The organism is Streptomyces glaucescens, assembly GCF_002154375.1.
Classification (GTDB): Bacteria; Actinomycetota; Actinomycetes; order Streptomycetales; family Streptomycetaceae; genus Streptomyces; species Streptomyces glaucescens.
Genome location: NZ_MUND01000025.1, coordinates 1 through 9,722 on the forward strand (window position 1 = coordinate 1; position 9,722 = coordinate 9,722).

Below are 9,722 nucleotides of genomic sequence, written 5' to 3' on the forward strand. Positions count from 1 at the left end.
GCAACGCCCCGCACGGGGGAAGCAGGGCGTTATGGGGCCACGGGGGCGGCCCACCGGATGCAGCGCACCAGGTACCACCAGTGTCACACCCGCAGTGCTGGCCTTCGAGCGACTCGCCAGGCCGCAGTCAAACCGTGATGAACCGTCGCAACTTCAGTTGCTCTGCTTTGCCCGCGGGTGGTGGTGCAGCAGGCGGCGACGGCGGTGTCGCCCAGATCGGCGGCTGGATTGCACTGGAGGAGCGACGCGAGGGGAAACGAAACTTAGATGCGGAGGATGCTGCCGGGCACCGCCACCTGAGTGGCTGCTTGGCCGGACGAGCGGTCCTATGCCGGGCGGCCCGCCTCAACCGCCCGGGCAGCAGCTGGTCGAGTTTCCCCGTCCTCGATGCCCGCGGTGCGCACCTTCATCGGCTTCGCCAACGAGCTGGACACCCCGCCGGCGCCGAGCCTGGCCGAGTCCGTTCGGGCCGTCCGGCGCGACCACGGCAGCGGGCGCTGGCAGCTGCATCTGACCCGGGAACACGTGGAGTTGGTGGCGTACGCGCTGTGGCTGGAGGTACGGGGTCAGCTACCGGCCCTGAGCCTTGGACAGAACCAGCAAGTCACCGCCGGCTGCTGGCTCCGTGACGGTGTGTCCCAGCTGGACCAGCAGGCCCGAGACCGCAGCGTGCACGATCGCCTGCATGTTGTCGCCCGACGCCCTTGACTGCTCCCTTACCAGCGATGTGAACCGGTCCGACGCCCTCCATGTGACGCACACCCCGGCAGGCACCGCCGTCACCACGAGCCCGGGCCCGCCGTCCTCGGCACCCTCGTCGACAATGTGGAATCCCGCCTGACTCAAGGCATGCCGAACCTGCGCCTGCAGATCGGCTTGCACGAGAGACACGAAAGTGCGCCTGCCCCGCGATTCGAGAACCAAACCTTCAACTCTTGCACATGGCAAGCCGACGGTGCTGCACGGCCGGGCGCCGAGCATCGCCGCGTATCAGGAGACGCGGCGGCGGTAGACGGCCGCTGGTCCCATGGGGGCGCGGGGCGGAGCGTTTGCTCGGGTGCTGTGTGGCAGGGTCAGGTGGTGGTGCTGCTGCTGGCGATGTTCCTGCCGGGGTCGTCGGCCAGCGCGATCACCGCGGTGACGCGTTTGCCGACCGGCTCGCGGCGTACCTCGTAGGCCTGGCTGACGGCGAGGGTGATCTCCAGCCCGTGGCGGCCCACACGCTGGGGGTCGTGGGCGGCGACGCCCGGCAGCACCGGATCGCTGCCCCACACCGACACCCGCACCGCGCCGTCGCTGATCCGCAGATCGAGCACGACGGGACCGGGCGCGTACTTCACGGCGCTGGTGACCAGCTCGCTGACGACCACCCCAGGAGTCCCGGGCCTCGCTGTCACGGCGAGAGCCGTGGAGCCCTGGGGTCATGGTCGTGCGAGGCCGTGGATCCGATCCGCCCCATGGTCCGTACTCGACGGCCACGCCCCGCCACGCGGCAGCGACCCAGGGATCGCGACAGCACCGGACGCTGGTTGGTGGAACGACCGCTGGTGCAACCTGCGAAACTGGGCCGGAAGTGGTTGCGGTCCCGCTCCGGAGCACCGGAGCGAGCTCGATTTCGTATGTCGAATGGGGTGGGGAATGCCGAAGCACGGGTTGTCCAGGAAGAACCGTTACATCGCCTTGGCGGCGACAGGTGTCGTCGTCGTGGCCGGTGCCGGGGTCGCGGCACAGACCTCGATGGCCGCCTCGACGTGGCCGGCGCAGAAGACCTACACGGGCCGAGCGTTCGACGCCTGCACGGCGCCGTCGCTCACCGCGATGAAGGCATGGAAGAGGGACGCCTACTACGGTGGCGTCGCGGTCTACGTCGGTGGCAAAAACCGCGGTTGCGCCCAGCCCAACCTGACCAAGTCCTGGGTGAAGTCCGTCGACACGCTCGGCTGGCGGGTCATCCCCCTGTACGTCGGCGCCCAGCCGCCCTGCCAGAAGAGCCGGAACAAAGAGAGGTTCACCGCGGCCTCCGCGGCATCGGTCGGGGTGAGCAACGCCAACGACGCGATCGTCAAGGCCTCGGCGCTCGGTATGAAGGCCGGCAGCCCCATCTACCTCAACATGGAGTCGTACGACATCACCGACAAGGCGTGCAATGACGCCACCCTCACCTACGTGCGGTCATTCACCAAGACCCTGCGCGCCAAGACCTACCGGGCCGGCCTCTATGGCTTCAGCAGCTCCAGCGCCAAGGCGATCGCGACCGCCAAGGACCGCACTAACCTGCCGGGCAACCTCTGGTACGCCCTGTGGAACGGTCAGGAGACCACCACCAAGGACTGGCCCTGGAACCCGAAGCTGTACACCGACCACAGCCGCGGCCACCAGTACAAGGCCAACAGCAAGGAGACCCGCGGCGGTCACACCATCAACGTCGACCGCAACGCCTGGGACGCCCCGGTCGCCATCATCGGCTGACCGGTCGGCCGTCTACCTCGCCTCTCGGCTACGCAGTAAGTCCCCCTTTCGGGGTGGAGCGTGACGCGGACGGCCACGATCCGCCCGCCCGTCGGGCTTCCGGCAGCCGGTGATGACCTGCCCCGGCTGTGCGGACTCCCGGGGGCCTGTGCGTGAACGCGGGGGGTGCCGGCGGTGCATGGGCCGCATCGACTCCGAGTCCAGGTGCGTGTACTGCCTGTGCCAGGTGCAGCCTTCACAGCCCGAGGCGTGACGCCGACGTCGCGCCGTCGTTGAACAGCGCGACTCCATACACCGGGCCTCGGGGATGCCTTCACTCCCCAGGGCCCGTGGTGCGTCCGGAGGCGGGTCAGATCTCCTCGCCCGCCGTGGCGGTAACTGGCCCTAACAAAGCCTCTGGACGTGTCGGTGGGTGATCAGGCAGACGGCGAGTCCGAGGAAGGCTTCGTGGATGTCGTCGCGTCGTTTCCACCGGATGCGAAGGCGGCGGAAGCCGTGCAGCCAGGAGATCGTCCGCTCGACTACCCAGCGGAAGATGCCCAGGCCGGTGCCGTGGGGCTGGCCGCGTTCGGCGATCACCGGGCGTATGCCTCGCTCACGAAGGAGCCGGCGGTACTTGTCGTGGTCGTAGCCGCGGTCGGCGAAGAGCATGTCTGGACGGCGTCGCTGCCGGCCGACGACTCCCGCGACCGCTGGGATCTTGTCGAGCAGGGGCAGCAGTTGCGTGACGTCGTTGCGATTGCCGCCGGTCAGCGACACCGCGAGCGGGTTCCCTTGGCCGTCGGTGATGATGTGGTGTTTGCTGCCCGGTCGTGCGCGGTCGACCGGCCTGGGTCCGTTTTTGGGCCCCTGCGTGCGGCCCGGACGTGGGAGGAGTCGATCACCGCCCGCGACCAGTCCAGCTGATTCTTCGACCGCAGCTTGTTCAGCAGAAGCGCGTGCAGCTGGTCCCACACGCCGGCCTCGTTCCAGGCCGCCAGGCGGCGCCAGCAGGTCATGCCCGAACCGAAGCCCAGCTCCTGGGGCAGGTACTCCCACTGGATGCCGGTGTGCAGGACGAACAAGATGCCGCACAAGGCCTGCCGGTCGGGCACCCGAGGCCGTCCCTCCACCTGCTTCGGCGGCGGCTCGGGCAGCAACGGCGCTCGATCAGCGACCACAGTTCGTCCGACACGATCCACGGCCGCGACTGACGCTTCCCCATGACCACATCAACGAACGATCAAGCCGACAGTCACATGATCAAACCGCTTTTGTTAGAGCCAGTAAGCCCGTACCTCGCACCGACTGGCGCGCTCGGTGGACCCGACCACCGCGTAGTGCAAACCACCGCACCGCACCGCACCAGGAACATCCGGCGGCGCGGCCAGCCCTCTATTACACACCCCCTTGACCACGGCCTGATCGGCTGCGGGAACGTGCTGTGTCAAGGAGAAACGTGCCGGGTGGCCTACCTGGTCAAGGGGTACCGACGCGCGCCAGGCCAGCCCCGGTCAAGGGGTCGGCGACGGGATGCCCGCGCCCTGTCCCGGCTGCGGCACTCTAACGCCTGGCTGTGGTGACGATGCCGGACGCCGGCCGTCCCAGCCCAGTGCGGCGGGCGGGCGCTGCAGGATCTGTCCGTTGAGGGATTCGGCTGTAGTGCTGCTTTCACTGTGTGCCCTCAATGACGACTTGACCAAGAGCACAGATACGCGAAGGTGCTGCGGTAGTGGTCGATAGGTGATCGTCGGTCGTCTGGAGGGCGTGACAATTCCCGCTCGACTGCCTGCTTCTCGCTACACGCGGCAGCCTTGCCGCTCACCCGTTCCGGGTGATGTCCTCTCGGGTGCCGGCGGAATTCACTGCTGCCATGCCTGATCGCATCACAGCGCGCATGTACGAGTTCCGCGTCACCGGGCCCATCCCCGCAGGCATCGCGCAGACGTTCTGTGAGCTGGACACGGTGATGATCGGCTCGCAAACCGTACTCTTCGGCAACGTCCTGGATCACGCGCACCTGATGAACCTGCTGAACCGTTTCCGGGCATGCGGGCTCCTGCTCACCGAAATGCGGCCACGTCCCACGATGTGGTGACAGAAATCCCGGTCGGCTCCCGTGGCCGGCCGCCGTTTCCCGCCCGATGCAGCCCGGTCGGCAGCATGGAAGGGATCCGGGCATGACGTGGTCCTTGCCCAGCCGATGCTCGCCGTGGCCGTGGACAGCCACGCCCTGCCCGCCGGGTACGCGGCGGAGCCGAAATGGGACGGCTACCGCACACAGCTCGCCGTGTACAAGGGCGGGCGGGTGCTGCTGCGCTCACGGTACGGCACGGAGATGACCGGCTCGTTCCCCGATCACTGCCCGTCCCCGGCCTGCCGGACGCACCCTTCACCCTGGACACCCTGACCACCATCGCCCCGTAGCCTTCGCCATGGCGCTGGTCGGTCTGATGGAGTCCCTGATGACCGCCAAGCTGGTCGACGACATCACCGACACCCACTCCTCCAAGACCCGCGAGTCCATCGGCCAGGGCATCGCCAACATCGTCACCGGCTTCTTCGGCGGCATGGGCGGCTGCGCCATGATCGGCCAGACCATGATCAACGTGAAGGTCTCCGGCGCCCGCACCCGCCTCTCCACCTTCCTGGCCGGCGCCTTCCTGATGGTGCTGTGCATCGTCTTCGGCCCGATCGTCTCCGACATCCCCATGGCCGCCCTCGTGGCGGTCATGGTCATGATGTCGTTCGCGACCTTCGACTGGCACTCCATCGCCCCGAAGACCCTCAAGCGGTGCCCGCCGGAGAGATCTCCGTCATGGTCATCACCGTCGTCGCCGTCGTGGCGACCCACAACCTCGCCATCGGCGTGGTCATCGGCTCCATCACCGCCATGATCATCTTTGCCAAGCGCGTCGCCCACCTCGCCGAGGTCACCGCCGTCACCGACCCCGACGGCAGCACGGTCGTCTACCGGGTCACCGGCGAGCTGTTCTTCGCCTCCTCCAACGACCTCGTCGGCCAGTTCGACGTCGCGGGCGACCCGAAGAAGGTCGTCATCGACCTGTCCGCGGCCCACATCTGGAACGCCTCGTCCGTGGCCGCCCTGGACGCGATCGAAGCCAAGTACGCCCAGCGCGGCAAGACCGTCGAGATCACCGGCCTGAACGACCCCAGCGCCGACCTCCACGGCAAGCTCACCGGCGAACTCGCCGGCAGCCACTGACCCCCAGCACCGCAAAAGAGGACCCCGGCCCGTTCTTGGGCCGGGGTCCTCTGGCGCTTCCTGGCGTCCTACGCCGGCGAAGGGCCGCGGTAGGTCCCGAAGGTCCACAGGTTGCCCTCGGGATCCCGCACCGTGCACACGTACGCCGCGGCGCCCGACCCGAACCGGGTCTCATGCGGCGGTTCGAGGACCTCGCCGCCGGCGTCAACCACCCGGCGGTGCACCGCGTCGACGTCGTCGCTCACCACGTAGACCGCGCTGGTGCCCGCCCGCATCCGCCCGTGCACGCTGTCCGTGTGCCGGGTCGAACCGAACACCAGCGCACCACCGCCGGGCCAGCGCAGCTCGGCGTGCCCAATCTCGCCGTGCTGCTGACTTGCCAAGGAAGACGAAGCCGACCGGATAGGGGTGATCGTCGGTGGGGTCGTCGATGCCGGTGACGTGTATGCCGCGATGGACGATGAAGCCGTTCTCCACCGCGTCCTCGCCGGGCGCCCAGAGCTGTTCGGCGGGGTGCATGGTGCCGTCGTCGCCCTCGCTGGTCACGAGGTCGTACAGGCTGGTGGTGGTCATGCGCTCGTTCCGGTGCTGGTGTCGGCCGCCTTGAGGATGCGCGGGAGATGGACGTGGAGGTGTTCGACGTCGACCTGGCGGCCGCGGGCGCGCAGTTCACGGGCCAGGAGTTCGGTGAGTCCGGATGCCCTGTGCCTGCCGCCTGCACAACCGATGGCGATGCAGCGGGGGCCGGCGGGCAGGGTCGCCGCATTGTCCACAGCACGGTCCGATACACGCCTTCTCTACGCGTTCGCGTAGTCGGCGAGGTCGGCGAGCAGCTCGCGGGCGCCGAGGGTGTTGAGGACGATGTCCTGGACGCGGGGGTTGAGGCCGTCGAGGTCGAGGATGTCGCGGGCGGCGGCCGGGTCGCGGAGCCGGTCGCGGACGTCTTCGATCCGGTCGGCAGCGGGAGGGAGGGGGGAGCCGTCCGGGCCGGTGGGCAGGTGCAGGTAGCCGAACGAGATCAGACGGATCGTGCGCAAGGGAGCCTCCTGCTCGGAGTGAGGTCGACCTGAGCGAGGGCCTACTGATCGAATGGCGTAGCGAAGGGACGGCCGTCCGGCCCCCTGACGGCGGCGGGACACGAGCGCAGCACTACGGGCCGCCACCCGGCGAGGGGGGCGGCCCGTACCAGCCCACTGGCGACCGCGCCCGGGAACGCGCCCTGACTGTGACCGCGGTCTTCTTGGCGCACCGGGCGGGTCGGTTGTCCTGCCCGATGCAGTGGGTGGTGTCAGGCGTTGGTGTCGTCGTGGCCGAGGTTGCCGCCCAGTTCGCGGGAGGCTTCGGCCTGGGCGAGGAGTTCCTGGGCCTTGGCCGTGGCGCCTTCGATGGCGTCGGCGCCGGCGAGAAAGCGCTGCGGCGGCTGGTCCTGGTCGGCGAGGGTCAGCAGGGCGTGGGCGAGCTTGGCGGGGTCGCCGGGCTGCTGTCCGTTGATGCTCTTCCAGGCTTCGACCGTGGCGGTGGTGCGCTCGGCGTAGTCGTCGATGGTGGGCTCGGGCCAGGTGGTGGAGGCGTCCACGAGCAGCTCGGTGCGAAAGAAGCCGGGCTCCACGATGGTGGTGCGGATGTTGTACGGCTTGATGTCGTGGTGCAGGGCTTCCATCCAGCCCTCGACACCGAACTTGGAGGCCGCGTAGGCGGCGTTGAACTCGGCGCCGACCAGGCCGGCGATCGAGGAGAGCGTGATGATGTGGCCGTCGCGCTGAGCGCGCATGACGGGCAGGACGGCGCGGGTGACGTTCATGGGCCCGTAGAGGTTGGTCTCGATCTGCCGGTGCATGTGCTCCGGCGAGATCTCCTCGAAGAAGCCGGCGTAGAAGTTCCCGGCGTTGTTGATCAGAACGTCGATGCGGCCGAACCGGTCGACGGCCGCCTGAGCGGCCGCGTGAGCGTCGTCCAGGCTGGTGACGTCCAGCTTGGCGGTCAGCAGGTTGTCCTGCGGGCCGCCCAGGGTCTTCTCGACCTCCTCGGGGCGCCGTCCGGTGGCGACGACCTGGTGGCCGGCCGCGAGGGCCTGACGGGCGATGTCGGTACCCAGACCGCGTCCGGCACCGGTGACGAGGATGACCTTGCTCATGTGGGATTCCTTTTCGGGTGCCGCATGCGGCAACCGGTGGGTTGGGGGATCGGGTGGGAGTGTCGGCCAGGGCGGCCGGCTGTGACGGCCGGGCGGCGGTGGAGGGGCTCAGGCCTGTTCGGTGGGCATGATCCACAGCTCGCCGATGGCGGCGTGGCGGGGACGGGTGGCCATGTAGGCGACGCCGTCGGCGATGTCCTCGGCGGCGAGGACATCGGTCGCCTCGAAGTAGGGGTCGATCAGTTCGCTGCGGACTTCGGGCTTGTTGTGTGTGCCCAGTTCGCTCTCCACGGCGCCCGGCTCGAGGACGCCGACGCGTACGTGGCGCTGGGTGACTTCCTGGCGCAGGGACTCGGTGAAGGCGTGCACTGAACTTGGTGGCGTTGTAGACGCCGAAGCCCTTGCTCGCCACGCGGCCGGCGTAGGAGCCGATGTTGACGATGTCGGCGACCTGGCGTGGATCCTGTTCGGCGGCCTTCAGCAGGTGCGGCAGGGCGGCGCGAGTGGTGTAGAGCAGGCCCTGGACGTTGACGGCAATCATGCGGTCCCACTCCTCGGCATCCGCACCAATGACAGGGCCCAGGAGCATCAGGCCGGCATTATTGACCAGGATGTCCAGCCGTCCGAATCGCTCGATGACCTGCTCTACGGCATCCTCGGCCTGGAAGCGGTCGGTGATATCCGCGGCCACCACCAGCGCGGTGCCGCCCGCCTGCTCGATCTCGGCGGCAAGAGCTGCCAGTCGGTCCTTGCGGCGGGCCACGAGTGCCACGGAGGCGCCGTCGTCGGCGAGCCGGCGGGCGGTGGCAGCGCCGATACCGCTGCTCGCGCCCGTGACGAGTGCGACGGTGCCGGTCAGATTCGAAGCCATGGGAGTGTCCTCTTCTTCAGACGTACGGCGTGAGGGCGGACAGCGGCAGCGGCGATCTTCTACGTGCCATACGGCGCGTAAGACTCGGATGATCAGTGCCGTGCACCGGGCCCGCTCTCCAGGCAACCACCCGCGAACGTCCTGTGGGCCGCCGTAAAGGGCACCGCTCTTCCGGGGGTCTGGCAGTACCCCCTACAGCAAGCTGACCTGCCAGGCACCGCCGTACCGTGAACCTATGGACCGCAGCAGCGAGATCCGTGAGTTCCTGCGCACCCGCCGGGCCCGGATCACCCCCGGCCAGGCCGGGCTCACCCCGCACGGCGGCGCCCGCCGGGTGCCCGGACTGCGCCGCGAGGAAGTCGCCCAGCTCGCCGGAGTCAGCGTCGACTACTACATCCGTCTGGAGCGGGGCCGCACCCAGGGCGTCTCCGAAACCGTCCTGGAGGCCGTCGCCCGCGCCCTGCACCTGGACGAGGCCGAACGCGCCCACCTCTTCGACCTCGCCCAGCCCACCGCCACCACCCGGGCCCGCCGCCGGCGCCCCCTCGCACCCCAACGGGTCCACCCGGTCCTCTACCGCACCCTGGACTCCCTCAGCGTCCCCGCGGTAGTCCAGGGGCGACGCACGGACGTCCTGGCCGCCAACCGGCTCGCTCACGCCCTCTACACCGACTTCGAAGCCCGGCCCCGCCGCGAACGCAACTTCGCCCGCTTCGTCTTCCTCGACGAGGCCGCCCGCGCGTTGTACGCCGACTGGGAGAAGGTCGCCGGCGACTGCCTGGCCATGCTGCGCCTGTACGCCGGACGTCACCCCGATGACCCGCAGCTCACCGAGCTGATCGGGGAGCTGTCCCTCCACAGCGACACCTTCCGCCGCATGTGGGCCGACCACGACGTCCAAGCCCACACCACCGGCACCAAACGCCTCCACCACCCGCTCGTCGGCGACCTCATCCTCGACTACCTGGTCCTAACCGTCGAAGGCGACCCCGAACAGACCCTCACCATCTACACCCCCGAACCCGCCTCCCCCTCCGCCGAAG

At 69.0% G+C, this 9,722-nt stretch carries 10 protein-coding genes and 4 pseudogenes; 6 read left to right on the top strand and 8 right to left on the bottom strand.

Features of this window, described 5'->3' with window-relative positions; translation table 11 throughout:
* The first annotated feature begins 396 nt into the window (after positions 1-396).
* Positions 397-708, top strand: coding sequence for a DUF6417 family protein (locus tag CCN42_RS41990; RefSeq protein ID WP_143661825.1), 312 nt, complete (start codon positions 397-399; stop codon positions 706-708).
* A 365-nt stretch (positions 709-1,073) separates the two neighbouring features.
* Here the strand turns inward: CCN42_RS41990 and CCN42_RS02115 are convergent, their stop codons facing one another.
* Positions 1,074-1,397, bottom strand: a complete 324-nt coding sequence (locus CCN42_RS02115; protein ID WP_245877107.1) for an ATP-binding protein — start codon at positions 1,395-1,397, stop codon at positions 1,074-1,076.
* A gap of 241 nt (positions 1,398-1,638) precedes the next feature.
* Here CCN42_RS02115 and CCN42_RS02120 point away from each other — a divergent pair, with 241 nt between their 5' ends.
* Positions 1,639-2,469, top strand: a complete 831-nt coding sequence (locus CCN42_RS02120; protein ID WP_086732801.1) for a glycoside hydrolase domain-containing protein — start codon at positions 1,639-1,641, stop codon at positions 2,467-2,469.
* Between the two features lie 384 nt (positions 2,470-2,853).
* On the opposite strand, the pseudogene CCN42_RS02125 reads toward CCN42_RS02120, so the two are convergent.
* Positions 2,854-3,673 (bottom strand): annotated as a pseudogene (locus tag CCN42_RS02125) (IS5 family transposase).
* A 648-nt stretch (positions 3,674-4,321) separates the two neighbouring features.
* On the opposite strand from CCN42_RS02125, the gene CCN42_RS02130 reads away from it, so the two are divergent.
* The 3 genes and pseudogenes from CCN42_RS02130 to CCN42_RS02140 all read left to right on the top strand — a co-directional run.
* Positions 4,322-4,546, top strand: coding sequence for a hypothetical protein (locus CCN42_RS02130; protein ID WP_245877108.1), 225 nt, complete (start codon positions 4,322-4,324; stop codon positions 4,544-4,546).
* A gap of 105 nt (positions 4,547-4,651) precedes the next feature.
* A pseudogene (locus CCN42_RS46025) lies at positions 4,652-4,753 on the top strand (ATP-dependent DNA ligase); the annotation flags it as partial.
* Positions 4,753-5,674: pseudogene (locus tag CCN42_RS02140) on the top strand (SulP family inorganic anion transporter); the annotation flags it as partial. The pseudogenes CCN42_RS46025 and CCN42_RS02140, both read left to right, overlap by 1 nt.
* A gap of 68 nt (positions 5,675-5,742) precedes the next feature.
* Here CCN42_RS02140 and CCN42_RS02145 read toward each other — a convergent pair.
* The 6 genes and pseudogenes from CCN42_RS02145 to CCN42_RS45850 all read right to left on the bottom strand — a co-directional run.
* Positions 5,743-6,057 (bottom strand): VOC family protein, encoded by a 315-nt coding sequence (locus tag CCN42_RS02145; RefSeq protein WP_245877109.1) that lies wholly within the window; start codon positions 6,055-6,057, stop codon positions 5,743-5,745.
* Between the two features lie 186 nt (positions 6,058-6,243).
* The gene (locus tag CCN42_RS44105; protein ID WP_245877110.1) at positions 6,244-6,447 is read right to left on the bottom strand and encodes a RapZ C-terminal domain-containing protein; all 204 of its coding nucleotides are present in this window, start codon (positions 6,445-6,447) and stop codon (positions 6,244-6,246) included.
* Positions 6,448-6,471: 24 nt separating this feature from the next.
* Positions 6,472-6,711, bottom strand: coding sequence for a RapZ C-terminal domain-containing protein (locus tag CCN42_RS02150; protein WP_245877111.1), 240 nt, complete (start codon positions 6,709-6,711; stop codon positions 6,472-6,474).
* A 251-nt stretch (positions 6,712-6,962) separates the two neighbouring features.
* Positions 6,963-7,808 carry an SDR family oxidoreductase gene (locus CCN42_RS02155; protein ID WP_086732804.1) on the bottom strand — a complete coding sequence of 282 codons (846 nt, stop codon included), beginning with the start codon at positions 7,806-7,808 and terminating at the stop codon, positions 6,963-6,965.
* A gap of 108 nt (positions 7,809-7,916) precedes the next feature.
* Positions 7,917-8,177 carry a Rossmann-fold NAD(P)-binding domain-containing protein gene (locus tag CCN42_RS45845; RefSeq protein WP_339384300.1) on the bottom strand — a complete coding sequence of 87 codons (261 nt, stop codon included), beginning with the start codon at positions 8,175-8,177 and terminating at the stop codon, positions 7,917-7,919.
* A 58-nt stretch (positions 8,178-8,235) separates the two neighbouring features.
* Positions 8,236-8,679 (bottom strand): annotated as a pseudogene (locus CCN42_RS45850) (SDR family NAD(P)-dependent oxidoreductase); the annotation flags it as partial.
* A 235-nt stretch (positions 8,680-8,914) separates the two neighbouring features.
* On the opposite strand from CCN42_RS45850, the gene CCN42_RS02165 reads away from it, so the two are divergent.
* The coding region (locus CCN42_RS02165) for a helix-turn-helix transcriptional regulator (RefSeq protein WP_086732805.1) at positions 8,915-9,722 on the top strand (808 nt) is incomplete at its 3' end.